This is a genomic window from Aquirufa sp. A-Brett2-15D (assembly GCF_054558735.1).
Genome location: NZ_JBSKFT010000003.1, coordinates 31,825 through 56,411 on the forward strand (window position 1 = coordinate 31,825; position 24,587 = coordinate 56,411).

A 24,587-nucleotide genomic window follows, 5' to 3' on the forward strand; every position below is an offset into this window, starting at 1 on the left:
ACATGAACGGTACAAACCGTGACTGTAGGCGTAATTTAAAATCGGGGAGGCGCGATTAAAACACGCTCCATAGAAAAATAGTAATTATTTTCGTAGAATTCTGAACGACGGCGGGTGATAATCAAGCCAGCAGCACAGATAAAGAACAAGGAAGCAACTGGAAGCACAAAGCCCATCGCACCTGAGAAATCGAAACTAGGTAAACTCGGATGACTAGTTGATTTTGCATGCTTCGAATCAGCAGCATAATGCATCCAAAGGAAGTCTGTAAAACTGAAACCTGCCGGAGCTTGTTTCTTGTGATCCTGAAAATGTTTTACTAATTCGTTCGCCTTAATGGCTTGCTCCATACCCACCTTGGGCAATAAGCCGCCAGTGAACATAATCACAAAAAGAACGTATGCAAGGACATTTTTCATCCCCCAAATGTAACAAAAATTCGAATTTTTCACCCATATTTATGTTTTCATTTTAATTTAAGATGGAATGTAGGCCTAAATCATGGATGAAATAAATCTTTTGTGGCATCAGCTCACTGATTCTGAAACTATTATCCGCTCCGGATTACTAGTAATTACCCTGATTGTTTTTGCTGAGAATGGCCTGTTTTTCGCATTTTTCCTTCCTGGCGATTATTTGTTGTTTTTGACAGGGGTTTTTGGCGGCACAGGAGTGCTAAAAGAGCCTTTAAGCACGTTATTGCTAAGTATTTTCGCGGCCGCCGTCATCGGTTCACTGGTGGGTTATTTAAGCGGACGTTTTTTCGGAAAATCGCTAATGAGCAGGCCAGATGGCTGGTATTATAAGAAAAAACACTTGGAGTCGACACGGGAATTCTTCGATAAATACGGTTTTATGGCGCTAGTAATCAGTCGCTTTTTGCCCATCGTGCGCACCTTTACGCCCATTTTAGCCGGAATTAGCCACTTATCTTGGTATAAATTTATCCTACTAAATGTAGTGGGAGCCGCTATGTGGGTAGGTATTCTGGTGACGGGAGGTTATTATTTAGGCCAAAATTTTCCCGGCATCATCAACTACGTACAATACATCATTATATTCTTCCTGGCTATCACGACGTATACGGTGATCAAAGGATATTTGAAATTGAAACAATGATCGAGCAATTTGGCTATGTAGCGGCATTTTTAGGGGCTGGGATTCTATTCCTAGGCTTGATTCTGATGCTTGCCCGATTCATTCGACCTAATCGTCCTAATGTCGAGAAATTAAGCACCTATGAATCGGGTGAAGCTCCTGTAGGAAATGCGAATGTCCGTTTCAATCCCCGATTTTATGTTATCGCACTCTTGTTCGTGCTTTTCGAAATTGAATTAGTTTTCTTGTTTCCCACGGCAACATTATTGCGAAACAAAGAGCTAGCAGATGCCGCACCGGAATTTCCCTTATATGCCGTAGTGGAGATTTTATTATTCGTGGGAATTCTGGCACTAGGTTTAGCTTTCGCTTGGGTGAAGGGTTATTTGAACTGGGAAAAGCCAGAAAGTTCAGCCGAGAAATTGAACATTCCCATTCCTGATGGTGTTTACGATAACATTAGAACGAAACATTCCTCCGCCAAAAATGTCTCATAAAACGCATAATTTCTCTTCATTAAACGCTTTTTCTTCTTTGCTACTGGATTATTTAGCAGAAAAGCCGGCGTTGAAAGAGTTTTATGGGAATGCTCCTCAAATTGCAAAGTTCAAAGAGCAAATTTCAGATAAAAAAGGGTTTCCTACTTCTTCGCGAGTGGTTTTGCAGACCGTTTTAACAGAGCAATACACAGCTATCGGAGTGGAGATGCCTTCCGTTGATTTACGGGATGAGAACACCTTTACGGTGACGACGGGACATCAATTAAATATCTATACGGGTCCGCTTTATGTGATATATAAGTTAGTCTCGACGATTAATTTAGCTAGAGCACTTCGCGCGGCCTATCCCTCTCAGCGATTTATCCCAGTCTATTGGATGGCAACGGAGGACCACGATTTTGAGGAGATTAATCATTTCTTTGCTTTTGGGACGAAATATGAATGGAATACGTCCCAAAAAGGTGCCGTCGGTCGCTTTCAGCTAAGTGATTTTCCACGTATACCGTTAAGAAACGAAATTTTCGATCAGGCTTATTCCGAAGGTAAAACGCTTTCTGAAGCAGTGAGAATGTATATGCACGCGCTTTTTGGCGCTGAAGGTTTAGTTTGTTTAGATGCAGATGATGCGCGGTTAAAGTCGATTTTCGCTCCCATCATGGAGGCGGATTTAAAGCAACAGGTGCACGAACCAATCGTGCGTGCGACCACAGAAAAATTAGAGGTTTTAGGTTATAAAACTCAGGTTTCGGCGCGTCCGGTGAACCTTTTCCGCTTGACGGCAAATGATCGCGTGCGATTAGAAAAAGGGGATTTCGTCGAGATAACAGATGCAAGTCCGAATGTGATTTTACGTCCCTTATACCAAGAAGTTATTTTGCCTAACCTTGCCTACATCGGTGGGCCGGCGGAGGTCGCTTATTGGTTGCAGCTAAAGGGCATTTTCGATTTACACCAAATTCCATTCCCTATCTTATTGCCACGAAATTTTGCCATCGTAAAGACGCAGAAACAGGCAGATAGAGCAGAGAAACTCGGATTAAGTTTGGCGGATTTGTTTAAGAATGAGTTAGAGCTTCGCCGCGATTTTGTGGCGGGTCGTACGGAACATGTACTAGATACTGCCTCAGAATTAAAGGCTTTGCAACCTATACTAGCTTCTCTCGCGGAAAGGGCAAAGTCCATCGATTCAACCTTAGAAGCCAGCGTTTTAGCCGAACAGGCACGTTGGACGAAAGGGTTAGAGCGATTAGCGAAGAAAATGAAGCGCGCGGAAGAGCGGAATCAAGGGGATGAAGTGAGGCAGGTTTTGGCCTTGAAAGAAACCCTATTCCCGGATGGCGAGTGGCAAGAAAGACACACGAATTTCCTCGAATTCGCCAGCGATCACCCTCATTTTATTACTGATTTACTCCAGACATTCGATCCATTACACTTCGAATTCTACGAAATAACCCTATAATGCCCGAAAAACTTAGTCCATCAGACTTCCTCGAAGCCGCAAAAATGTATCCGGTGCTCGATGTACGATCACCTGGCGAATACGCGCGGGCTCGGATTCCGGGTGCCATTTCGTTCCCTATTTTTGATGATGAACAGCGCGCGGAGGTAGGAACTTGTTATAAACAAAAGGGGAAAGATAAAGCGATTGAATTAGGGCTGGAAATAGTGGGGCCGCAACTCGCTAAATGGGTGAAAGCGGCGAAAAAAGTGGCTGTCGATAATACCGTATTAGTTCATTGCTGGCGCGGAGGAATGCGCTCAGGTAGTATGTCCTGGCTTTTTGAGACGGCTGGATTACAGGTAAAAATACTCGTAGGAGGCTATAAGGCCTACCGAAATGAGGTCTTGGACATTTTCGAAAGGCCTATTCCCTTCCGCGTTTTAGGCGGGAAAACGGGGTCAGGAAAGACAGAAATCCTGCATGAATTAGCCAAAAGAAGCGAACAAGTTTTGGATTTAGAGGGCTTGGCACACCACCGCGGTTCGGCTTTTGGTCATTTAGGACTGGCGGAACAGCCCACGAGTGAGCATTTTGAGAATGAAGTTTACCGCGTTTTAAACGGTTTTGATTATAGCCAAAAGATTTGGGTGGAGGATGAAAGTCGCCACATAGGCAAGGTATTTATGAGTGCGCCGCTGTATAATCAGCTGCGAGAAGCGCCTGTCGTATTTTTAGACATTGAAGCCATCTACCGTTTACCTCATTTAGTACACGTATATGCGTCGTATCCGAAAGAGGATTTAGCTACGGCTTTGGACAAAATAAAAAAACGCTTAGGCCTGGACCGCTACGCCATCGCGATGGAAGCACTGGAGGCCGGGGATTTCAGTTTAGTCGCAGAAATCACCCTCCATTACTACGACAAGGCCTATATGTATGGCTTGGAACAAAGAAACGAATCACAAATTACGCGCATCGAGGTCCGCACTTTGGACCCGATCGAACAAACCGAATTACTTTTAACACATGCTACCTAAGGAATTTTTAAGCCATATTTTAACGCAACATCAGCAGACGCCCCCATTTCCGGCGACCTCTGACATTATGAAGCTATTTACGAAAATTGTTTTGACGCTTTTCCCAGAACAAACGCGTAAACATTTTTCCAAACCGGAAGAGTTGAAAGCTGTTTGGGAAAGTATTGAAAACGGGTTAGAAAGTCTATTGCATTCGATGAAAGATCAACTTTCGGAAGAGCCCGCAGTCATTTCGCAGCGCTTTTTGGACCGCATTCCGTCAATATATGATTTATTGCAAACCGATGTAGAGGCAATGGTCGCGGGTGATCCGGCGGCGACGACTTCCTATGAAGTTATCCGTACGTATCCTGGCTTTTATGCCCTTGCTTTCTATCGTTTAGCGCATGGATTGCACCAGGAGAAAGTGCCCTTGATTCCTCGGATTTTGACCGAATATGCGCATTCCAAAACAGGTATCGACATCCACCCCGGCGCCAGCATCGGTCGCTATTTCTTCATGGATCACGGCACGGGAATCGTCATAGGCGAAACAACGGTGATAGGCGAACGCGTAAAATTGTACCAAGGAGTCACTTTAGGTGCCCTCTCAGTTGATAAATCGATGGCCTCTACGAAGCGCCACCCGACCATCGAAGACGGCGTAGTGATCTATTCCGGAGCCACCATTTTAGGGGGTGATACCGTTGTAGGAAAAGGCTCCGTCATAGGCGGAAATGTCTGGTTAACACGAAGTGTTCCTGCGAATACCAAGATATACCACCAAGAAACCGTCAAAGTCATCCAAGATTAATATGAGCCAGCTACTAGAATTAATCGGAAATACTCCCTTAGTTGAATTATCTCGCTTGAACCCGAACCCGAAGGTGAAGATTTTTGGGAAATTAGAAGGGAATAATCCAGGAGGTTCGGTCAAAGACCGTGCCGCTAAAAGCATGATCGAAGGCGCCATCGCACGCGGCGAATTAAAGCCTGGGATGAAGCTCATCGAAGCCACTTCCGGAAATACGGGGATCGCGCTTGCGATGATCGCTCGTTTATATGACATCGAAATCGAATTAGCCATGCCATCGAATTCCACGCGCGAACGCGTGCTGACGATGGAGGCTTTTGGCGCTACAGTTACCTTAACCGAAACGATCGAATCCGCTCGCGACTATGCTGTCGAAAAAGCGGCGTCTGGCGAGTTTTTTATGCTGAATCAATTCGAAAATCCAGATAATTATTTGGCCCATTACAAAACAACGGGTCCCGAAATCTACCGTGATACGGCTGGCCAAATCACTCATTTCGTCGCCTCGATGGGAACGACCGGCACCATTATGGGCACTTCGATGTATTTAAAGGAACAAAATCCTTTGATCCAAATCATCGGTTGCCAGCCCACAGACGGCTCGAAAATCCCCGGTATCCGCCGTTGGCCCATCGAATACCGCCCCAAAATCTTTGATCCCTCCCGCGTGGACCGCATCATGGACATCTCCGAAGCAGATGCCACCGCGATGACTCGGGCTTTAGCTAAAGTAGAAGGCGTCTTCGGCGGCATGAGCAGTGGCGGCGGCGTTTTAGCCAGTTTACGCTTAGCTACTGAGTTAGAGGAAGGTGTCATCGTCTGCATCATTTGCGACCGTGGAGATCGCTATTTGTCGAGTGGACTATTCGGCGAATAATTCCCTTCCTTACGAGATTTATTCGGTTTTTTTAGCCCAAGATTGGGATTAAATAAAATTTTACTTATTTTTGCACTCCCGATTAACGCGGGCAATTGAGGTGGATTAGCTCAGTTGGTAGAGCATCGGATTGAAAATCCGTGTGTCCCCGGTTCGAGTCCGGGATCTACCACTTCAATTAATAAAGACCCTAGCAGCGATGTTAGGGTCTTTTGTTTTAGGGGAAATTAGCGTGATTCTCTGTTTGCGATTTCTAGCTATTGACACATATTGTCAATACCTGAAAACAACTCACAGCAAAAACACGAAATTTTTACTATTTTTAGGAGAAATTACCCCCTATGCGCAAATTCCTATTAAACCTCATTGAAACTTTCGGTTACAAAGTCACTAAATTTGATCGCAACGCTGCTGGGCCTTACGCGGATATTCAGGACAAAACCTTTTGGAGCTTTTACGAGAAATGTCAGCCCTATACGATGACTTCAGTGGAGCGGATGTTCGCGCTATATCAGGCGACTAATTATGTGATTGATCAAAACATCAAAGGGGATTTCGTGGAATGCGGGGTTTGGAGGGGTGGTTCATCACTCCTGGTGGCGCAGGTTTTGGCAAGCCGCGGGGTGAAAGATCGCCACTTATACTTATACGATACCTTTGAGGGAATGTCGGAACCTACGGCGGAGGATGTAGATTTTAGGGGCCAAAAAGCCGACCAAATGCTCGAGCAAACACAGGATAAGAAGGAGACTTCGGTTTGGTGTTTGGCAAACTTAGACGACGTCAAATTAACGATGTCAAACAGCTCCTTTCCTTCAGCAAACATCCATTATGTTGAGGGCAAAGTGGAAGACACGATCCCTGTCACAGTTCCCGCAGGTCCTATCGCCCTATTGCGTTTAGATACCGACTGGTACACCTCCACGAAACACGAATTAATTCATTTATATCCCTCATTAAGCACTAATGGCATTATGATCATCGACGATTATGGCCACTGGGAGGGCTGCCGTAAAGCGGTGGACGAGTATTTCGCAGAGCAAAAAACTCCGATTTTCTTACAGCGAATTGACTATACTGGCCGTTTGGCGATAAAAAAATAAAATCATGCGCTTGTGGAACGAAGGTCGACACGTTTGAAGGTGAGCGGAGAAATTAAAAGTTTGTTGATAAAAATGGGAAGAGTTCACGTTTTGTGAAGTTTTATTGGTATGTTTGTGAAGGATTAGTGCTAGGTTTGTTTTTAAGAAAACACCTAACCACCATGAAAGTCCATTTAATTAAAGAGAAGACGATCTGTCTTTTTTCGATTAATCACACGAACTGCTATTTCCCCTTGGAAGATTGGGTAGATAAAATCAGGAATGCGGATTGGGAGAAACCAGACGATATTTTATTTACCTTTCCCTCCTGCGACCTACTGGGCAATGGATCGAGCCGCGTGATTTTTAATATCAAGGGAAATCCATTTAGGCTTATTGGTAAATACGGATTTGGAGAAACCCAGGTCCACCTATTCATCTGCTGGATAGGAAGTCATGCAGACTACTCGAAGCTCTGCGCGAAAGGATTGCAATACACTATTAGCATCTACTAATCGCATGAAATACCGCGTTATTGACTCAGATACCTTATACGAAAACTACTGCGATGTCCTCGAAAAACTCGTCTTTAGTTCCCCTATTACGCCTGAAATTCAAGATGAAATCAACCTCTTGACTTTACTAATCGAGACCTACGATAAACAAAATAGTCACTTTCGAAACCTCGATCCGGTTCAGCTATTAAAATCTTTGCTGGCAGAACACAAAATGAAAGCAGCGGATTTAGCCCGTAAACTACAAGTCAGCGAAGGCTTGATTTCCGATATCTTGAAATACAAAAAAGGGATGTCGAAAAAGACGATTCGTGCCATCGCAGAACTATTTAAGATGCAGCAAGAGGCTTTTAATCGGCCTTACGCTGCCTCCTCTACAAGCGAACTCACCCAATCCTGAAATAGCTCAGATTCGATCTGAACGGCCACTGCGGCATGCGTTGACCAGTCTGGCCAGGTTGATTTTAATTGCGAAATCATTTCGGCTAAATGCCCCTCTTCTTCCACGATGATGGATTTTACTTGAACCTTTGATTTGGTTTCCGTGAGGATTTGTTGGTAGATCGGATACAGTTCATCCGCCCGTAACTCGATCGCATAGGTCACTAATAAATAGGCCGCCCATTTAACGTCATAGCCGCTTAATCCGAGCTTTTTCTTCGCATATTGGCTGACACGCAAGTCTAATACATCTAAATAAAAACGAGAGGAACGCGGGTTGATCAAAAACGAATCGTCGTATGTCTCGAAACCAGAAGAAACTAATTTACTAATCTGCTTTTTTAGATAATACGCGTGGCGGTGTTCTTCCGCGGCGTGCTTTAGGATGAGGAGGCTGACTTCTTTTTTGTGCTCAAACTTAGAAATTTTGCGCGCGCCGGAATTTTCCATAAAGGAAAGTGTATTTAAAAAACGGGCATGGGATTCAGGATTCGCGACTAAATGAGCGATCGTTTCAGCAGTATTCATGATGGACTTAGGCAAAATGTGTAGACAAAGATAGGCCAAAGAAAAAAAATTTCTATCTTTAAATTCTAACAATAAATCAACGAATGAAAAAAATCTACTCCTATTGGCTGGGAGCGCTGTTCCTCCTCGTGAGCAGCCCTCTATTCTCCCAGGTCACTTTCCCGATTAATGATGTAGCGAGTCCGTCGAATGGCTATTATGCCTTCACGAACGCGACAATCGTGAAAGATGCTAAAACAACATTGACGAAAGCGACTTTGGTCATTAAAAATGGCAAGATCGAATCAGTCGGAACAGCGATTATTCCTAAGGACGCGGTGGTGATCGACTGCAACGGAAAATATATTTATCCTTCTTTCATCGACATCTACAGTGATTACGGAATGAACGCGGTGTCTCCGGGTGGTGGAAACTACCGTTCTCCGTCCCAAATGATTTCCAACACAAAAGGCCCTTATTCTTGGAATCAGGCGATTAAATCGGAGGTTTCTCACGCGAAATTATTCGAGGTGAATGACGCGAAGGCGAAGGAATTGCGCAAGCTAGGCTTTGGCACGGTATTAACGCACCAGATGGACGGGATTTCTCGTGGAACGGGCGTTTTTGTGAGCTTAGCGAAGCAGAGAGAAAACTTAGTCGTATTGAAAGAAAAGGCTTCGGCGCAGTATTCTTTGAATAAAGGTTCATCCACGCAGGATTATCCGGGTTCTTTGATGGGTTCGATTGCGCTTTTACGCCAAAACTTCCTAGATGCCGCTTGGTACAAAACGAAGCCGGCGAAAGAGGGGACGAATTTGTCTTTGGCCTCTTTTAATGAGATCCAAAGCCTTCCACAAATCTTCGAGGTAAACGATAAGTGGTCAGTATTGCGCGCAGACAAAATCGGTGACGAGTTTGGCGTTCAATACATCATCAAAGCGAGCGGTAACGAATACCAACGCATCGAGGAGATGAAGGCGACAAAGGCGAGTTTCATTTTACCTTTGGACTTCCCACAAGCGATGGATTTAGAAGATCCGACGGACGCGCGTTTTGTGAACGTGGCAGTTATGAAACACTGGGAATTAGCTCCTACGAATCCGGCTACTTTCGAAAAAGCGGGTTTAAACTTCGCTTTAACAGCCAATGGCTTGAAAGACGTAAGTAGCTTTATGCCAAATCTCCGCAAAGCGATTCAAAACGGATTGAGCGAGCAAAAGGCTTTAGAAGCTTTGACTTCGACACCAGCTACGATTTTAGGCGTTTCTGAACTGGTCGGAAGTCTTGATGCTGGGAAATTAGCCAACTTCGTGATCACAAATGGTCCGGTCTTCGCTGATAAAACGAGCATTATTGAGAACTGGATTCAGGGGGACGGATATTCGATTGCGAAAGAGCAATGGAGCTCAATGGCCGGAAAATATGACTTACAATTAGGCGCAAACAAGGCGACTTTGAGAATCTCTGGTGAGCCAGGAGGCTATAAAGTACAGTTGTTAGCGAAAGATACAACTTCGGTTGATTTCACTCAAAAAGAATCCTTAATCAACTTGAGCTTCTCATCGAAAGCGGACAAAGGCAAGCGTACGAGCTTGAGCGGAACTTTCGGGGATGCGACCTTCACCGGCACGGGACAATTAGCGAACGGCGACTGGGTTTCGTGGAAGGCAAATGCAATCGTTGTCACTGCGGCAGATACTACTGCGAAAAAAGCAGCAAAGAAAGAGTCGAAAGAAGAATTAGGGTCCGTTATTTTCCCATTTGCGGGTTACGGAACGGCAAAGCCAGCTTCATCGGAGACGATTTTGATCAAGAATGCGACGGTTTGGACGAATGAAAAATCCGGCGTTTTAACAGGTAGCGACGTTTTATTAAAGAACGGTAAAATTGCGGCGATTGGGAAAGGATTGAAAGATCCTTCGGCACGCGTGATCGACGGAACGGGCAAGCACGTTACGGCGGGTATCATCGACGAGCACTCACACATAGCTGGAACCGGTGGCATTAACGAATGTTCACAATCCGTAACGGCTGAAGTGCGTATTCAAGACGTCATCGATCCAGATGATATTGACATCTACCGTCAATTGAGTGGTGGTGTGACGGCAAGCCATATTTTGCACGGTTCTTGTAATACGATTGGTGGCCAAACTCAATTACTCAAGTTGCGTTGGGGTGCTAACGCGGAAGGATTGAAGTTTGCGAACTGGGATCCATTTATCAAATTCGCTCTAGGAGAGAACGTAAAACGTTCTTATAATACCTCGAATCCACGTTTCCCAGACTCAAGAATGGGAGTGGAGCAGGTGTTGATGGATGCGTTCACTCGCGCAAAAGATTATGAAAAGCAAGGTCCTGGTAAGCGGATTGATTTAGAATTAGAGACTTTGGTCGAAATTTTAAACCACAAACGTTTCATCACGTGTCACTCCTATGTTCAGAGCGAAATCAATGCGATGATGAAGGTGGCAGATCATTTTGGTTTCACGGTGAATACATTTACCCACATTTTAGAGGGGTATAAAGTAGCTGATATTATGGCCAAACATGGTGCTGCGGCATCTACGTTCTCGGATTGGTGGAGCTATAAAATGGAGGTGACAGATGCGATCCCACAAAATGCGTATTTGATGCAAAAGACGGGCGTGAACGTGGCGATTAATTCGGATGATGCGGAAATGGCCCGTCGTTTGAATCAAGAAGCAGCGAAATCGGTGAAATATGCGGGAATGTCGGAAGAGGAGGCCTTGAAAATGGTGACGTTGAATCCTGCCAAAATGTTGCACGTCGCTGACCGCGTCGGTTCGATCAAGGAAGGCAAGGATGCGGATATCGTGGTTTGGTCAGATAATCCTTTATCGATTTATGCTAAATCCGAGCAAACCATCGTAGACGGCGCTGTTGTTTTCGATCGTGCAGCGGATCTAATTCGTCAAGCAGAATTGAAAGCAGAGAAACAACGTTTAGTCCAAAAGATGATCGGAGCGAAAAAAGGCGGCGCATCGACTCGCCCTGCAACTCCATCTTACAAAGAGGAAAACGAGTGCGAGGTGGATCACCACCACGGCAACAGCATTTGGGACCGTATTTCGAGCCGTTGGGATAACACTGAAAACTAAAATTCAACATGAAAAAACAGATCATATATACACTCTTCTTTGTGCTTAGCGGAATAACTGCATTCGCGCAAGAAACTATGCACCCTTCCCCTGCCCAAATCAAAACCATCGTCATCAGCGGCGGCACAATCCACGTAGGGAACGGTACCATCATCGAAAACGGCACACTCGTTCTCGAAAAAGGCAAAATCAAATCCGTTTCCTCTACTCCTGTCACTATTTCAGGGGATGTGGAGCGCATTAATGCCACAGGCAAGCAAGTCTATCCGGGCTTAATCGCCTCTAACTCGAGCTTAGGTCTAGTGGAATTCGTTTCCACGAAATCAACCGTCGACATCGAGGAACTAGGCGAAATGAACCCGAACATTCGTTCGATTGTAGCCTATAATACCGATTCGAAAATCATTAACACGGTGCGTTCGAACGGCATTTTATTAGCTCAAATCACCCCACAAGGTGGAATGATCCCCGGTTCATCTAGTATCGTGCAACTCGATGCTTGGAACTGGCAAGATGCAGCTTATGCGATGGATAATGGCATTCATTTTAAGATGCCGGCTTTGATTAACCGGCCCGCTGCGTTTCAACGCAGGGGGGCGAACGCGGATCCCGTGGCAGCGGGATTAGCGCGCCTCGAAGAGGCGCGGTCCTTTTTCCACGAAGCGAAGGCCTATTTGAATGAGAAGACGCATACAAGCACGAACTTGAAGTTCGAAGCCACTAGAGGGCTTTTCGACGGAAGCAAGCCCTTTTTCGTTCACTGCGATTTAGTGAAGGAAATGCTGGCGGCGATTAATTTTGCCAAAGAATTCAATTTCAAACTCGTTCTCGTAGGAGCCACCGACAGCTGGATGATTGCAGACATTTTGAAGGAGAATAAAGTTTCGGTGATTTTGGGAGAAATCCATAGCCTACCCGCTACAGAAGACGATGCCGTAGATCAACCCTACAAAACCCCTGGTATGCTGCAGAAAGCAGGCGTTATTTTCACGATGGGCTTTGAAGGAAGTGATGGAAACTGGCGTCAACGCGACCTTCCCTTCCACGCAGGAACCATGGCCGCTTACGGAATAACTAAGGAGGAAGCCTTATCATCCATCACCTTAAACGCTGCTAAAATCTTAGGCATTTCTGATCGTACCGGAAGTATCGAAGCAGGAAAAGATGCAAACGTAATCATCTCCACAGGCGATGTGTTAGACATGCGAACCAGCGTATTAACCCATGCCTTTATTCAGGGCCGTGCTTTGAATTTAGATAACAAGCATTCGCAATTATTTGAGCGTTATAAGTACAAATACAACGTTAAATAATTTGACTTAAAGTTTAGATTTAAAAGTCCTCAAAAGCCGATTTTGTCTTTTGAGGACTTTTTATAAACTGCCATTGCGCACAAATATCAGTGTTTTCATAATCTTCACTTATAAAGTGGATTAAGTTTTGTTTTTGCATTTATTCTCTGAATATTATCAAAAATAAAATTAACCACTAAATATTTATGAAAACCAAACACGTCTTTTCAACCGTATTAATCAAGTCTCGCTTGACTTTACGGATGACACAATCACAAGTCGCCACCGCGGTCGGAGTTTCGCAAAGCGCCTACAATTATTGGGAATCTGGAAAACATTATCCGAACGCCACGAAAATTTACCTACTCATTAAGGTCTTGAAGATTCCCATTGAGGATGTGTACTCCGCTTAAAAATTTCTACCTTTGGGGGGATGATTCGCCTCAGCATTTTACTTTTTTTCACATTCATTGCGTGTACCAGTTCTCCGGAACCGGCCACTCATTTCTACGACTGGAAAAAAGAGCTGACCCGCCTATCATCTTCCCCCATTTCGGTAAAAAAGACCGTTATTCTAGACGGCAACACAGAAGTGATTGATTCGGTTCAGGTGGATTTGGCCAAAGAATGGGCCCTCTTCCAAGAAGCCGACTTAAATAAGCCCGCATTCGCCCTTAGCTATGAGGATCGCTCGACCCCTGGTCTCATCCTATATTTGTTAAAAAAAGGCGAGGATCTTCCCGTGCGTTCTTTTATGGTGACATTAGATTCTTTAGGTCGCCCTTCTACTGTTGAATTTGATATTTCCTCAGAGAATTTAGTATACCTGACGTCCAAAAAACTCTCCATGCACCTAGTCGCCGGTCGCGTCGTCTCCTATACTATTGCAGGTTCTCAAGCTTTGCGATGGTTTTCTTCGCCTACGCGGTATTCGGTTAGCGGGGTAGTGCTTCGTGCAGTCACTAGTCGCTAGTCACTAGTGGTCAGAAGAGTAGTCTCGCCTGCGGCTTAGTCAGGTCGCTTCGCGAAGTCATTGCTTCGCAATTTAGTCGTCACTGCGTGACTTAGTCGCCTACGGCTTAGTCAGGTCGCTTCGCGAAGTCATTGCTTCGCAATTTAGTCGTCACTGCGTGACTTAGTCGCCTGCGGCTTAGTCAGTTCACTTCGCGAAGTCATTGCTTCGCAATTTAGTCGTCACTGCGTGACTTAGTCGCCTGCGGCTTAGTCCTGAGAGGGCCTCTATGCGCTGTAAACGGCATAGTGTTGAAATAACTTCAAGGTACTGTAAGGCATTTTCAGGTATTGACACCTTTTGTCAATATGCTAAAATCGACTTTAGTGCTAGGTCTTTATAAACACTTCCCATACTATCTTTATAAACGCTTCCCCCACTTATTGACAACATCTGTCAATACCTGAAAATCGAGTTTGCCCCCAAACGATTTATTTCACCACAAGGCGTTTCTGAACAATCAGAAACCTTAGTGGGTGTAAACCCTAACGTGAGCGAAAAAGCAAAGCGCAAAAACATCGAAATTATTCGTATTTTTAAGGCATGATTTTACGGACAGAGAATTTAGTCAAGAAATACGGCCAGCGATTAGTGAATGATCACATTTCGTATCAGGTGGCGCAAGGGGAAATTGTGGGACTTTTGGGGCCAAATGGCGCTGGAAAGACCACCTCCTTTTATATCGCGACTGGATTAGTGAAGCCGAATGAAGGCAAGGTATACTTAGATGATTTGGACGTAACTGACTTGCCTATGTATAAGCGCGCGCGTTTAGGCATCGGGTATTTAGCGCAGGAAGCGTCGGTTTTTAGGACATTGAGTGTGGAGGATAATATTTTGGCGGTGTTAGAAATGACGAAATTGTCTAAAGAAGAGCAAAAAGAAAAATTAGAAAGTCTGCTCGAAGAATTCTCGCTGACACATGTGCGCAAGAGTTTGGGGCAAGTGCTTTCTGGTGGGGAGCGTAGGCGTACCGAGATTGCGAGGGCGCTAGCGGTGGATCCTAAATTCATCTTGTTGGATGAGCCTTTTGCGGGAGTCGATCCGATTGCGGTGGAGGAGATTCAGGCGATCGTGTCGAAATTGAAATATAGAAATATTGGAATCTTGATTACGGATCACAATGTGGATGAGACTTTGTCCATTACGGATCGGGCTTATTTGCTTTTTGAGGGAAAGATTTTGAAGGCGGGGACGCCGAAAGAATTAGCGGATGACGAACAAGTTCGTCGTTTGTATTTAGGTAAAAACTTTAAGTTGAAAGAGAATCAGCGATGAAAAAAGAGACGATTGCGGTACATGGGAGTCATTTGAAGGATGAAACGGCGGGGGCGATTGCGGCGCCGGTTTATTTGACGACGACTTTTGAACGGGCTTTGGATGGAACTTATCCAAAAGGCCACATGTATTCCCGCAACTCCAATCCTAACCGAACTGCACTCGAAAAAGGCCTGGCGGCCTTAGAAGGGGCGTCGCGAGGCTTCGCCTTCGGCTCAGGCCTCGCCGCCGTCAACGCCGTATTCCAATGCCTAAAATCCGGTGACCACATTTTGATGCCCGAAGTAGGCTATTATGCCTCGTATAAACTGGCAGAAGAAATTCTAGGCCCATGGGGTTTAGAAGTAACGCAAGTGGATATGACAGACTTAGCGAAAGTAGAGAAAGCCGTTCAGAAAAATACCAACCTCATCTGGGCAGAGACGCCGGCGAATCCGATGCTATGCTTAACAGACATCAAAGGCCTCGCAACCATCGCTAAAAAACACGGACTAAAGCTAGGCGTAGACAATACGCTTGCCACACCAATTATACAAAACCCCATCGCACTTGGCGCGGACATCGTGATGCACGCGACGACTAAATACATTGGTGGCCACTCCGACATTATGGGAGGCGCAGTGCTGGTAAAGGAGGAGGATGAGTGGGCGAAGCGTATTGAGCGCGTACAGATATTGATGGGGGCGACGCCTAATCCTTTGGACTGCTACTTATTAGCGAGGGGATTAAAAACCCTACCACTGAGAATGCGCGAGCATAGCGCGACGGCTTTGGAACTAGCTAAACGCCTAGAGAAACACCCCAAAGTAGAAAAAGTACATTACCCAGGATTGGAATCACATCCGCAGCATGCTTTGGCAAAAGCGCAAATGACACAAGGTTTTAGTGGTATGATCGCTCTACAAGTTAAAGCGGAAGAAACAGAAACCCGTAACATGGCAGGCAAACTGCAGATTTTTCAACAAGCTACGAGCTTAGGTGGCGTGGAGTCCTTAGTGGAACACCGCAAGTCCATCGAAGGGCCTCAAAGTACGACTCCGGGAAACCTATTACGTTTCTCGATCGGCTTAGAACATGTGGATGATTTGTGGGCGGACTTGGAACAAGCCCTACAGACAATTTAGAGATCTTTCTCTAATTTTAATTCGATTTCTTTATTAACTCCCTTGAGTTCAACACGTTGGCGTTTGTAGCCTGACTTCGAGACTGAGATGAAGTTGTATTGCTTCTCATCAATCTTAATTTCAATAGGAGTCTTCCCTACGAAGTAACCGTTTAATATAACTTCTGCACCAGCTGGGTCAGATTTGACTAAAATAGTTTTAGTAGCAGGCGAAACAAATGAACTTAAAGCACTGATTAACAATAAGATAACAAAATTTTTCATGATAGGTGTTGAATGAATTATTCAAATTTACCATAAAATACATGAATCTGTACCCTGAGGGCTAAAAATATCGAGTTGCTGATAATTGTAATTGGGTATTGAGTTTGACATTATCCAATACCCATTGGTAATTTCGGATAAGCGCAAAATTCAATTTTGCAGATAAAGCATAAGAACCGATGCGGCGTTGGTAATATCCACCAAAATTCACATCCACCCATTTGGAATCATAGGTCTTAAAGGCATCATAAAAATAGTCCATGTTATGTGCGTAACGCTCAATACTGAAGCCCACGACAGAAAATGGGCGAACGAAAGCGAGGTCGAAAGTTTGTAGATTAGATCCAGGCCCTATGCCAGCACCCAAAACCTTGCCTTCATTTGTATAACCATGACGTACAAAGTCGTGGCGATACCAGGGACCGTTATTGCGAACAATCCGATCTGCGGTCATTTCCATGGAGGTATTTTCCAAAGCAAAACGAACATAGCGCCCTGGCGACTGAGGGAAAACTTTGCGCAGACCGAATAAATAGGCCCTGGAATGCTCTAAAGAAAGATACCAATCAATTAAGCTATTTGGATAGTCATTCCAACCCACTTCACCATAGACCTCCAGGTTAGAGGCCGGGAAAACCCAACGCGCGGAAATGGAAGCCAATTGATCGCGCCTTTTTTCATCTTCGAACGGAATGCGCTTCTTTTCAAAAGGCAGAATAAAAGGAAACACGTCGGTTAAGCCCGAGCCCATATCAGACGTATAAATGTGGAAAGCACGAGAAAAACCGAGGAATAAACCGGGAATCCAGCGAGGCTGGTAATTCAATGTTACGGCAGAAATGTAGCGTGAATCGGTGGATTTGGGTTCTAAATAATTGATCCCATTTACGATATAATCAGACGCAGAAGGCTGAACTCCGGAGCCTTCCAGTCGACCGCCTATTAGCTGGAATTCAAAAGATCCGAGGAAAGTCTTCAAAGGTTTCACGCTATTGAATGTACCATGCAAGAAACCCGGGGCGTTATTTGACATGAGTAATGAGTTCCGGAAACCTGGGCCCCACCAGAGATTTTCGGTGGATATGCCGACAGAGACGGAGCGGGAAGAGAGGCGGAGGGCGCTTTGGCCTAAACGAAAACGAGTATACGTCGACGTCCCAAAACGCTCGGGAATATCCGTACTATTCCATAAAACGAGCATAGGCGCGCGCAAAGATCCCTGCAAGGAAAAAGTCTCAAACGAAGGGTTCGCTGCATAAACAAACTCAGGCTTTAACTGAAAACTCAAGGATTTGTATTTCAGAAAAAAACCAGCCGTTAGATAAGTTTGCAAGCCTCGCGCGGGGATCATCGCGGCGTCATTCCAGCCCAAAGGAGCATCGGAATTATAAGAAGTCAGGATAGTGGCGGGCAGAATACGAGAAGAGGAAGAATCCGAAACCGGCCTTATAGTAAACGAATAAGACGCCCTAGAAATTAGTTGCTGATTGCGTATACGCTCTTCCGAAAAATCTTGCATGCCCACGGGAACCGTCTGCGCAAAGATATGTGTGGTCAAAAAGAAAAAAAAGATCCATTTAAGCATGGGCAAATTTAGGTAGGAATGCGCGCAATTTGTAAATTTGAGTAATAAAGATTTCCATGAACAAAAAGACTAATAGATTTATACTAATTCGCTACGTGAATGATGCCTTCGTGGTTATCGCAGCTTATTTCGCAGCGCTTTGGAGTTTAGGTCACTTAGATCAATGGAATCCAATCTTTGGTATTCTTGCTATCGTGATATGGTATTTTGTCTCGTCATTTTCGAAACTCTATGCCGATAGACGCTCCAATAAGTTCGCAGAGGAGATTATTTTCATCGTTTATCACTTGATTTTATTTACGATTTTGCTCAGTTCGAGTCTCTTCTTTTTGAAGCCGACCGGGATCTATAACTTTAGCTTTTTTGTCTATTTCATCGGTTCTAATTTCGTTTTAGCCGCTGTTACCAAGTATATTTTACGTAAGAATCGCCACGCTGCCTTCTATCAAGGGCGTATGAACGATTTAGTCTTGTTAGTGGGGGCGACTGCCGCTGCGAAGAACTTTTATGATACTGTTCAGAAATACTATTACTACGGTTATAAAGTCGAGGGAATCATCGACGATGAATTGAATAACATTCAGGGCTGTGATTATTTGGGGAAAATTAGCCAGCTGGACCTCATTTTAAAATCTCGCTTTATCGATGAGGTCGTGATTGCTTTACCTACGGATGATTATTCGACCATTCAGCGCTGCATTAGTATTTGTGATTATTATCGGACCAAAGTCCGTATTTTACCAGATTTCCAACAATATGCTACGTCCTCTATTAGTATTCAAACCATCGGTCAAGTACCCGTGGTAAATGTGGGGCGCTTGCCGCTGGACCGAATGGAAAATAGAATTTTAAAGCGCGCATTTGACGTCGTTTTTTCGCTCGTATTTATGCTAACCTTTGGCCTAATACTATTCCCACTTATCGCCTTGCTGATAAAAATAACCTCTAAAGGTCCCGTTTTCTTCAAACAAGAACGTTGGGGTTTAAATAATGAAACATTGACTTGTTATAAATTCCGCACGATGGTGCAGGAAAGTGAGGATATGGATGAAGACGGCAATTACCTTCAGGCACAGAAAGGTGACCCTCGAATTACGCGCATTGGGACATTCTTACGCAAGACGAACTTGGATGAGATTCCGCAGTTTTGGAATGTTTTATTAGGGGACATGTCTGTCGTGGGACCGCGACCACACCCTACTCCATTGAATATCGAATCGATGAATACAGTGGATAATTACATGTTGCGCCATATCGTTTTGCCGGGAATCAGTGGCTGGGCGCAGGTGAATGGCTGTAGAGGGGAAACGCGCACGACGGAAGATATGCAGGAACGCGTGGACTTTGATTTGAGTTATATTCACCGCTGGTCGTTTTGGTTAGATTGCCAAATCATCCTTCAAACCGTCATTAACTTCTTTAGGGGCGATCAAAACGCGTATTAAAACGTTGTTTTATTATCAGCGGAATGAACACGGGCGCCTCCATAAAATAGCGCTTGAACATCCGCTTAGGTTCTTGCAGGAAGCGATAAAGCCATTCTAATCCTGATTTTTGCATCCACATTGGCGCTCTTTTAATCATTCCAGCGGCCACTTCGAAAGCGCCGCCTATACCGATCGCGAGATGCGTGTTTAGCATTGATAAATTTTCAGCAATCCAGATATCCTGCTTCGGCGCCGTCAAACTCACCAACAAAATATCGGGCTTCACCGCATTAATAGCCTCGATCATCTGCTCGTTTTCTTCCTGTGAAAACACCACTCTGAACGGCGGGACAAAGGTTCCTACAATCTTCACGCTAGGGTATTTAACTTCCATAGTGGTTTTTAGCGTTTCCGCTACCCCGGGAGAGGCGCCGAGCAAAAATACCGTAAAGTTTTGCTCAGCCGCAAACGGAAATACCTTTGGCAATACATCCAGACCCGTAATCCGCTCCTTGATAGGTGTTCCAAGGAACTCCGAGGCCCATTTCACGGGAACTCCATCGCAAAGAACGTAATCCGCGTTCCTATAGATCGCTTGAACGCGCGCTGTCGCGCGCGCCGCCAAAATCGAATTCACGGGAGTGATACACGCCTGAGCTTTTTGGCCTTCCTTAATCACCCGCTCCCAATCGTTGAACAATTCGTCCATCGTCAGCGAGGAAACCGGGGTGCCTAGAATGTCAACCTTATGATGCTGCATCTGTCTCTAGTTCCGGTTCTGGGAAGAAATCCCCTAAAAAATACAATCCAACCCAGGTCCAAAACGGGAAAGCGCCCATAGGTCCTTCTAGGAATACATCGAAGCTTCCGTTTAACCAAAAAGTGAACAAAACACACGAAATCATCAGCTGCTGGTCGTTCAATTGCCGCTTAAACATCGGTTTGAACAGACAAACCAGCCAATAAACCCACAATAAAAACAAAGGCCATCCGAAACGCGCCAAAATCGTCAAATTGAAATTATGCGGCGAACGCAAATCGTCAATCTCCGTCACTACGTCATCACTCTCCGCCAGACTCATCCCTAATCCCTTGCCTTGCAACGCATATTCCGGCGTGATACTGTAATCAATAATATTCGCCCACCACACGAGTCTCCACAACTTGTTTTGATCCAAGGTAGCATCCTTACTCACCCCAAAAATCGAGCCCACATTTTCCACCAGCTGCTCCATACCCACCTTTCGCCCCTGAAAGTTTTCTTTCACTTTAATGGACGCATATAAAGGCAAAACAATCAACAAGATAATAGGTAAATAGCGCGCATATTGTTTGAACAAAACCCGCATTTCCTCCCGCTTCGTATAGTATACAAAGAGGCCTAAACTAAGCAGATAAGCGAGCATTCCCGAACGAGAATAGGCCGTGATGATCAATAAATTCAACAGTATCGCCACCGCCATCGTTACCTGAAAACGAATCGATCGGTGGTTCAAATACAGCATCAACACTAAAGAAGAGATTAATAAATGTACCCCCATATCTCCGTATTTATAGAGGGCGAAGGGAACAGAACCGAAGAGAATGAATTTCTCGAAGAATTCGGAGAAGTTTTGGAGGTAAAAATTCAATAAGGCGAAAAAGGGGAACCAGGTGTAGATCAAAATAATATATCCCCACAATTGCGCACGCAAATCCTTGAACAAAAACACGAAAAAGGCAAACCAGCCGTATTGTATCACAAACGAATCGCGAATCACATCAAAAAGCGCATAGGAGCGCAATCCCCAGCCGATGTATCCCAGCGAAACAAAAAGAAAAAAGGCCAAAATCTTCGTCCGCTTATCCCAGCCAAAGACATATTGTTTGCGGGTCAAAAACAGCACAATGAATCCCCCAGCCCAGAGCGCCTCCGCCAAAAAACTGTAGGCAATCCCCTTGTTAAAAAACACATAAAGTGCCATAACGAGGCAATAAGCCTGCAAATAGAGCTTTTTAACGGCGTCCATGGAGACTGTATTTAAGCGATACCTGCCATTGCTGGTTCATGTAATCTGACTTCGTGGACGATTCTGACCAATCTGCGATTTCATCTTCGATGCGCACCCAGCCTAAATTATTCACCGTGGTTTGTAAGTAAGACCCCCCTAAAAGCAAATTCTTGGTAATTCCGATTTGGGCTTCGACCCCCAACATGATATTTACCCAATACCGGTTTTCGTAGCCTGATCCGTAATACTGGTAGACATAAAAATCGTTGTTCTTAGCCCACCGTTCCGCGTGCAATCGCAGCAGACTTTGACCCCGGTGAAAGCTCAAATAAATGTTCTGGCTATTCGACCCTGGCCCGATGGATGCTCCCAGTAGTTTCGCGTTTTGGGTATAGCCCTGGCGCATCTGCGTACTCGTGTACCAGCTGTTGCGAAGTGGTTCGCCGCCAGGTTGCGTATTGTCGATCACCATACCCGGATCCATTAATTGTAATTGCGTGAATTCGATGCCTAATTGCAGGTAGGATTTCTGTTTTTTGCCCAAAGGAAATAACTTCCGACCCCCTATCACAAAACCCGTCTTCGTGGAATCCCCGAAAAAACTGGCCGGCCCGACCACCTTATCCGGTTGACCTAATTCCGCATAGAATTCCGCATGGTCCTTAGGCAAGGCAAAGCGGAACAAGAAAGCCCCCAGCTGCATTTTAGGATTCTCCACAAATGGCTTACCCGGTTGAGGTCCTTCGTTTTCGAAGTAATTTTGGTGTGCGAAAGAGTAGCCAAGGTAGAAATTAGGCACCCATTTAGGCTGCCAATTCACGATAAAGGCCTTCAACATCCGAGTTGAGCTGTTCTTGCGTTCAATACCTCCTGCCCAAATAGGTCTGAAGTTCTTGTCTTCCGGCGAAAGGAGGCTCGTGTTTTCTAGCATCCCTACGATTCCTTTTCCCTCCAACTTCCCGATGGGAGTATTAATTGGTTTTCTGTTTTGGACAAAATAATGTAAAAATCCGGAGGCCTCATTCGTCATTAAAAGGCTATTTCTAAATCCAGGACCCCACCAATTATTCTCTGTGGAAACACCTACCGCCACATTCCCTAATCGCAAAGCGACACGAGATTGCCCTGGGAAAAAGGTCTTCAGCGGCTCTGTCCCAAAATGACTGTAATGATCAATGTTATTATTAATCAAAAAGAAAACCCTCGTCCAATAATTCCCATCCTGCGGACTTCCCGCGAAAGGAACCGTGGGCGAGTTCTCCGCTAATACCCATTCAGGCTGCAAGTTCACATCGAGAAATTTCCACGTAAAATGCACGCCTAGACTCCAGCGACGTTGAAACCCGACTGCCGGATACATCGTTCCTTCGTTAAAGCCGAAGGGCATCTTACTATTATTTTGAGAAGTGTGGCGCAGAGAAATGCCTTGTAACTTGAACTTATCACTTTCCAATGATTCCAATTCCTGAAAACGAGACGTCGATCGAATCATAAACGATTGATTCGCGTACTTAGAAGAATCTGCCCCATTCAATAATTGCGCATTCCGTTGCACATCCTGCAGACTAATGTCATCGAGCAAAGTCGTCTGTGCGAAGACCGAGGTAGTAAGCAATAAGAGGCCTAGGACGTACTTTACCATAAGAAAATCGTATTAATGAAGGCGTATACATTCGATTTCGAATGATCTTTTTCCCATAAATAGTTGTTGGAATTCACCCACTTCAGATCCCCTGTAAACAATAATTTTTTATAGCGATAGCCTCCTTGTAATCCAAAAGCATAGTCATCCCACTTGACATTTCGTGTAGAAACGGCATTCCCTCCGGTGACAGTGGTCGGTCGATTAGCCACGTGCTGAAAAGTCAAGCCTATTTTATTCCATCCCTGATTCCAACTGAGCGCAAACGATTGTGCATCATTTCCATGACCAATACCATTCGCGATAATCTGGTTATTATTCGTAAAACCCTCGTATACTTGACCGTGTTCGTACCAATTTCCCGCACCGCGCATTAAGTAGGACGGCGTTTCTGACATCTTTGTCGCTTCCGCCTGTAGGGAAATAAACGAACGCGCATTTAAGGGATGAAGCTTTTTAAATCCAACCACCCAAGCCGCAGAATGAGACATATCTAGTAAGAGGTCTCGGATATTTTGTTTGGCATCATTATAGCCAAATTCCGCGTAGACTTCCGCATGATTTTTGGGCATTAACCAGCGGGTGGAAAGACTCAAAATCTGGTCTTTGCTAAGCGTATCGTCATTATAATCGCTCTTAAACAAGTTATTCAGTACGGGTAAATAGGTATTCATGAACCTTGCACCAGGCCGATCCACGTCGTAGTTTTGAAAGGACCGAGAGGCAGAGAAAAACACATTCTTCATAAACCGCGGCTGGTAGGTCAAAATGATCCCATTGTACTGACGGTTCTTTGGATTAGCAGACAGATCGCGTTGTTTCAATAAGTTATTCTCAAAGCCTTGTAGGGAATCTCGCGTCATTCGCCCCAAAATCAATTGAATCTCAAAACTTCCGATCGGTGTCTTCAATGGACGAGTCGTATTCAAACTATAGTGCAAGAAGCCTGCCGCATTATTGGTCATCAATAAGGACGAATAATGGCCTGGCCCCCACCAAAGATTCTGATTCGAAACTCCTAACGAAATGCCTCCTGCCTCTAAGCGAACGGAGGATTGTCCTAGGCTTACACGATCTAAAGAGGGATTTACCTGACCCCAGGCATCACTTGTCTCATAATCCCCTGAAGCGGTATGTACAAATTCTGGTTTGAACTGCACATGCAGGATGCTAAATCGGGCATAAATACCGGCACTCGCCTGCATTTGATAGCCCGTTGAATTAGACATCGCTTGGTCGTTCCAGCCGTATGGACGAGAGGTATTTAGTTTTTGGCTCAAAGAAGCAGGCAATAAAATGGCCTGAAATAGCCCTTTTTTAAAGCTCTTAATAGAATCTTTAGCGGAGGGATCGATTAACCGATAGAGATCTTGATAACTTTGTTTGCCCGTAGAATAAAAGGGTCTTGCCAGCATCGACTGATTTGCGTCTACTTTGCCTAGTAATTGCAGGTTGCGGACTTGTTCATCAATTTCGGAGAATCCGATGGGAATGGCGTTTTGGGCGAACGATAAAAATGACGAAAGCAGCAGGCTGTAAAAAATTATGAGTCGCAATTTCATT

The 24,587-nt window shown here is 44.9% G+C and carries 24 protein-coding genes and 1 tRNA gene; 17 read left to right on the plus strand and 8 right to left on the minus strand.

Translation table 11 applies throughout. From position 1 onward, the window contains the following. Window positions 1-35: 35 nt before the first annotated feature. A complete protein-coding gene (locus ACST14_RS08225) occupies window positions 36-419 on the minus strand; it encodes a hypothetical protein (protein WP_459462461.1) in 384 nt (127 codons plus the stop codon). Between the two features lie 82 nt (window positions 420-501). Between ACST14_RS08225 and ACST14_RS08230 the strand changes: the two genes are divergently transcribed. The 10 genes from ACST14_RS08230 (at window position 502) to ACST14_RS08275 (ending at window position 7,743) form a co-directional block, all read left to right on the plus strand. Continuing rightward, window positions 502-1,119, plus strand: a complete 618-nt coding sequence (locus ACST14_RS08230) for a DedA family protein (RefSeq protein WP_459462463.1) — start codon at window positions 502-504, stop codon at window positions 1,117-1,119. Further along, window positions 1,116-1,595: an NADH-quinone oxidoreductase subunit A gene (locus ACST14_RS08235; RefSeq protein WP_459462465.1), complete on the plus strand. Its 480-nt coding sequence runs from the start codon at window positions 1,116-1,118 to the stop codon at window positions 1,593-1,595. Before ACST14_RS08230 ends, ACST14_RS08235 begins: the two co-directional genes overlap by 4 nt. Next, window positions 1,585-3,057 carry a bacillithiol biosynthesis cysteine-adding enzyme BshC gene (locus ACST14_RS08240; RefSeq protein ID WP_459462467.1) on the plus strand — a complete coding sequence of 491 codons (1,473 nt, stop codon included), beginning with the start codon at window positions 1,585-1,587 and terminating at the stop codon, window positions 3,055-3,057. The genes ACST14_RS08235 and ACST14_RS08240 overlap by 11 nt, the downstream gene beginning before the upstream one ends. After that, window positions 3,057-4,076: a tRNA 2-selenouridine(34) synthase MnmH gene (gene mnmH / locus ACST14_RS08245; RefSeq protein ID WP_459462469.1), complete on the plus strand. Its 1,020-nt coding sequence runs from the start codon at window positions 3,057-3,059 to the stop codon at window positions 4,074-4,076. The genes ACST14_RS08240 and mnmH overlap by 1 nt, the downstream gene beginning before the upstream one ends. Beyond that, window positions 4,066-4,869, plus strand: coding sequence for a serine O-acetyltransferase EpsC (epsC, locus tag ACST14_RS08250; protein WP_459462471.1), 804 nt, complete (start codon window positions 4,066-4,068; stop codon window positions 4,867-4,869). The genes mnmH and epsC overlap by 11 nt, the downstream gene beginning before the upstream one ends. A gap of 1 nt (window position 4,870) precedes the next feature. Beyond that, on the plus strand, window positions 4,871-5,746 hold the full coding sequence (cysM, locus tag ACST14_RS08255; RefSeq protein WP_459462473.1) for a cysteine synthase CysM: 876 nt from the start codon (window positions 4,871-4,873) through the stop codon (window positions 5,744-5,746). Window positions 5,747-5,845: 99 nt separating this feature from the next. Beyond that, window positions 5,846-5,918: transfer RNA gene (locus tag ACST14_RS08260), tRNA-Phe, on the plus strand. Between the two features lie 169 nt (window positions 5,919-6,087). Further along, window positions 6,088-6,849, plus strand: coding sequence for a TylF/MycF/NovP-related O-methyltransferase (locus ACST14_RS08265; RefSeq protein ID WP_459462475.1), 762 nt, complete (start codon window positions 6,088-6,090; stop codon window positions 6,847-6,849). Window positions 6,850-7,010: 161 nt separating this feature from the next. Further along, window positions 7,011-7,343 carry a type II toxin-antitoxin system HigB family toxin gene (locus ACST14_RS08270; RefSeq protein ID WP_459462477.1) on the plus strand — a complete coding sequence of 111 codons (333 nt, stop codon included), beginning with the start codon at window positions 7,011-7,013 and terminating at the stop codon, window positions 7,341-7,343. Between the two features lie 4 nt (window positions 7,344-7,347). Continuing rightward, the gene (locus tag ACST14_RS08275) at window positions 7,348-7,743 is read left to right on the plus strand and encodes a helix-turn-helix domain-containing protein (protein WP_459462479.1); all 396 of its coding nucleotides are present in this window, start codon (window positions 7,348-7,350) and stop codon (window positions 7,741-7,743) included. Here the strand turns inward: ACST14_RS08275 and ACST14_RS08280 are convergent. Then, entirely contained in the window at window positions 7,704-8,351 is a 648-nt protein-coding gene (locus ACST14_RS08280; protein WP_459462481.1) for a hypothetical protein, read from the minus strand. The genes ACST14_RS08275 and ACST14_RS08280 overlap by 40 nt on opposite strands. Window positions 8,352-8,395: 44 nt before the next feature. Here ACST14_RS08280 and ACST14_RS08285 point away from each other — a divergent pair, with 44 nt between their 5' ends. The 6 genes from ACST14_RS08285 to ACST14_RS08310 all read left to right on the plus strand — a co-directional run bounded on the left by ACST14_RS08285 (window position 8,396) and on the right by ACST14_RS08310 (window position 16,116). Further along, entirely contained in the window at window positions 8,396-11,410 is a 3,015-nt protein-coding gene (locus tag ACST14_RS08285; protein WP_459462483.1) for an amidohydrolase family protein, read from the plus strand. An 8-nt stretch (window positions 11,411-11,418) separates the two neighbouring features. Continuing rightward, complete coding sequence (locus ACST14_RS08290; protein ID WP_459462485.1) at window positions 11,419-12,723, plus strand: amidohydrolase family protein; 1,305 nt, start codon at window positions 11,419-11,421, stop codon at window positions 12,721-12,723. A gap of 185 nt (window positions 12,724-12,908) precedes the next feature. Next, a complete protein-coding gene (locus ACST14_RS08295) occupies window positions 12,909-13,115 on the plus strand; it encodes a helix-turn-helix transcriptional regulator (RefSeq protein WP_459462487.1) in 207 nt (68 codons plus the stop codon). A gap of 20 nt (window positions 13,116-13,135) precedes the next feature. Then, a complete protein-coding gene (locus tag ACST14_RS08300) occupies window positions 13,136-13,675 on the plus strand; it encodes a hypothetical protein (RefSeq protein ID WP_459462489.1) in 540 nt (179 codons plus the stop codon). A gap of 582 nt (window positions 13,676-14,257) precedes the next feature. After that, complete coding sequence (lptB, locus tag ACST14_RS08305; protein WP_459462491.1) at window positions 14,258-14,992, plus strand: LPS export ABC transporter ATP-binding protein; 735 nt, start codon at window positions 14,258-14,260, stop codon at window positions 14,990-14,992. After that, window positions 14,989-16,116: a trans-sulfuration enzyme family protein gene (locus ACST14_RS08310; RefSeq protein WP_459462493.1), complete on the plus strand. Its 1,128-nt coding sequence runs from the start codon at window positions 14,989-14,991 to the stop codon at window positions 16,114-16,116. The genes lptB and ACST14_RS08310 overlap by 4 nt, the downstream gene beginning before the upstream one ends. On the opposite strand, the gene ACST14_RS08315 is transcribed toward ACST14_RS08310, so the two are convergent. Then, window positions 16,113-16,379: a PEGA domain-containing protein gene (locus ACST14_RS08315; RefSeq protein WP_459462495.1), complete on the minus strand. Its 267-nt coding sequence runs from the start codon at window positions 16,377-16,379 to the stop codon at window positions 16,113-16,115. The two genes, ACST14_RS08310 and ACST14_RS08315, sit on opposite strands and share 4 nt — an antisense overlap. Window positions 16,380-16,440: 61 nt before the next feature. After that, window positions 16,441-17,964 (minus strand): capsule assembly Wzi family protein, encoded by a 1,524-nt coding sequence (locus ACST14_RS08320; RefSeq protein ID WP_459462497.1) that lies wholly within the window; start codon window positions 17,962-17,964, stop codon window positions 16,441-16,443. A 56-nt stretch (window positions 17,965-18,020) separates the two neighbouring features. Between ACST14_RS08320 and ACST14_RS08325 the strand changes: the two genes are divergently transcribed. Next, the gene (locus ACST14_RS08325) at window positions 18,021-19,409 is read left to right on the plus strand and encodes an undecaprenyl-phosphate glucose phosphotransferase (protein ID WP_459462499.1); all 1,389 of its coding nucleotides are present in this window, start codon (window positions 18,021-18,023) and stop codon (window positions 19,407-19,409) included. Here ACST14_RS08325 and ACST14_RS08330 read toward each other — a convergent pair. The 4 genes from ACST14_RS08330 to ACST14_RS08345 are packed head-to-tail and all read right to left on the minus strand — an operon-like array spanning window position 19,384 to window position 24,586. Next, window positions 19,384-20,091, minus strand: a complete 708-nt coding sequence (locus ACST14_RS08330; RefSeq protein WP_459462501.1) for a WecB/TagA/CpsF family glycosyltransferase — start codon at window positions 20,089-20,091, stop codon at window positions 19,384-19,386. The genes ACST14_RS08325 and ACST14_RS08330 overlap by 26 nt on opposite strands. Before the next feature lie 46 nt (window positions 20,092-20,137). Beyond that, window positions 20,138-21,400: an O-antigen ligase family protein gene (locus ACST14_RS08335; protein ID WP_459462503.1), complete on the minus strand. Its 1,263-nt coding sequence runs from the start codon at window positions 21,398-21,400 to the stop codon at window positions 20,138-20,140. After that, the gene (locus tag ACST14_RS08340) at window positions 21,387-23,024 is read right to left on the minus strand and encodes a capsule assembly Wzi family protein (protein ID WP_459462505.1); all 1,638 of its coding nucleotides are present in this window, start codon (window positions 23,022-23,024) and stop codon (window positions 21,387-21,389) included. The genes ACST14_RS08335 and ACST14_RS08340 overlap by 14 nt, the downstream gene beginning before the upstream one ends. Then, window positions 23,018-24,586 (minus strand): capsule assembly Wzi family protein, encoded by a 1,569-nt coding sequence (locus ACST14_RS08345; protein WP_459462507.1) that lies wholly within the window; start codon window positions 24,584-24,586, stop codon window positions 23,018-23,020. The genes ACST14_RS08340 and ACST14_RS08345 overlap by 7 nt, the downstream gene beginning before the upstream one ends. Window position 24,587 lies beyond the last annotated feature (1 nt).

Coding starts and splice junctions, on each gene's coding strand:
- ACST14_RS08225 (WP_459462461.1), bottom strand. CDS start 419: ATGAAAAATGTCCTTGCATACGTTCTTTTTGTGATTATGTTCACTGGC.
- ACST14_RS08230 (WP_459462463.1), top strand. CDS start 502: ATGGATGAAATAAATCTTTTGTGGCATCAGCTCACTGATTCTGAAACT.
- ACST14_RS08235 (WP_459462465.1), top strand. CDS start 1,116: ATGATCGAGCAATTTGGCTATGTAGCGGCATTTTTAGGGGCTGGGATT.
- ACST14_RS08240 (WP_459462467.1), top strand. CDS start 1,585: ATGTCTCATAAAACGCATAATTTCTCTTCATTAAACGCTTTTTCTTCT.
- mnmH (WP_459462469.1), top strand. CDS start 3,057: ATGCCCGAAAAACTTAGTCCATCAGACTTCCTCGAAGCCGCAAAAATG.
- epsC (WP_459462471.1), top strand. CDS start 4,066: ATGCTACCTAAGGAATTTTTAAGCCATATTTTAACGCAACATCAGCAG.
- cysM (WP_459462473.1), top strand. CDS start 4,871: ATGAGCCAGCTACTAGAATTAATCGGAAATACTCCCTTAGTTGAATTA.
- ACST14_RS08265 (WP_459462475.1), top strand. CDS start 6,088: ATGCGCAAATTCCTATTAAACCTCATTGAAACTTTCGGTTACAAAGTC.
- ACST14_RS08270 (WP_459462477.1), top strand. CDS start 7,011: ATGAAAGTCCATTTAATTAAAGAGAAGACGATCTGTCTTTTTTCGATT.
- ACST14_RS08275 (WP_459462479.1), top strand. CDS start 7,348: ATGAAATACCGCGTTATTGACTCAGATACCTTATACGAAAACTACTGC.
- ACST14_RS08285 (WP_459462483.1), top strand. CDS start 8,396: ATGAAAAAAATCTACTCCTATTGGCTGGGAGCGCTGTTCCTCCTCGTG.
- ACST14_RS08290 (WP_459462485.1), top strand. CDS start 11,419: ATGAAAAAACAGATCATATATACACTCTTCTTTGTGCTTAGCGGAATA.
- ACST14_RS08295 (WP_459462487.1), top strand. CDS start 12,909: ATGAAAACCAAACACGTCTTTTCAACCGTATTAATCAAGTCTCGCTTG.
- ACST14_RS08300 (WP_459462489.1), top strand. CDS start 13,136: ATGATTCGCCTCAGCATTTTACTTTTTTTCACATTCATTGCGTGTACC.
- lptB (WP_459462491.1), top strand. CDS start 14,258: ATGATTTTACGGACAGAGAATTTAGTCAAGAAATACGGCCAGCGATTA.
- ACST14_RS08310 (WP_459462493.1), top strand. CDS start 14,989: ATGAAAAAAGAGACGATTGCGGTACATGGGAGTCATTTGAAGGATGAA.
- ACST14_RS08315 (WP_459462495.1), bottom strand. CDS start 16,379: ATGAAAAATTTTGTTATCTTATTGTTAATCAGTGCTTTAAGTTCATTT.
- ACST14_RS08320 (WP_459462497.1), bottom strand. CDS start 17,964: ATGCTTAAATGGATCTTTTTTTTCTTTTTGACCACACATATCTTTGCG.
- ACST14_RS08325 (WP_459462499.1), top strand. CDS start 18,021: ATGAACAAAAAGACTAATAGATTTATACTAATTCGCTACGTGAATGAT.
- ACST14_RS08335 (WP_459462503.1), bottom strand. CDS start 21,400: ATGGACGCCGTTAAAAAGCTCTATTTGCAGGCTTATTGCCTCGTTATG.
- ACST14_RS08340 (WP_459462505.1), bottom strand. CDS start 23,024: ATGGTAAAGTACGTCCTAGGCCTCTTATTGCTTACTACCTCGGTCTTC.
- ACST14_RS08345 (WP_459462507.1), bottom strand. CDS start 24,586: ATGAAATTGCGACTCATAATTTTTTACAGCCTGCTGCTTTCGTCATTT.